Annotated in this window: 1 pseudogene; it reads left to right on the top strand. The window is 69.5% G+C overall.

From position 1 onward, the window contains the following. Positions 1-387: pseudogene (locus tag G6027_RS11960) on the top strand (hypothetical protein); the annotation flags it as partial. Between the last annotated feature and the right edge of the window lie 49 nt (positions 388-436).

Consider the following 436-nt stretch of genomic DNA (forward strand, 5'->3'; position numbering starts at 1 on the left):
TTCTACCTGGTCTTCGGTAAGTTCGAGGACGCGTGGAAGCCGTCCGCGGGCGGCACCTCGGCGGCGCGCAAGGTGGTCGAGCAGAAGTGGGTGCTCGGTGCCGAGTACCACTCCGTGATCGGCGGCGCCGCGGCCGGTGCCGTCGAACTGCTGCCCGACGGCAGCTTCTCCACGACCGTCACCGTCTCGAAGGACGCGGCCGACGCGAAGTCCGAGACGGGCAGCTACGGCATCTACACCTACGCGGCCTCCGGTGCGGTCCACGCGCCGTGGGAGCTCAGTGCGCCGATCACCTTCACCAGTGGCGAGGATGACGATGACGACGACACCGGCACGGGCGGCGGCTCGCTCTCCGGCATGACGAACCTCTTCGGCAGCCTGATGTAGGTCGGGTGCAGAACGGGCGCGGCCCCGACACCCTCCCAGGGTGTCGGGG

Origin of the sequence: Dietzia sp. SLG310A2-38A2 (genome assembly GCF_014145095.1) — a bacterium.
Classification (GTDB): Bacteria; Actinomycetota; Actinomycetes; order Mycobacteriales; family Mycobacteriaceae; genus Dietzia.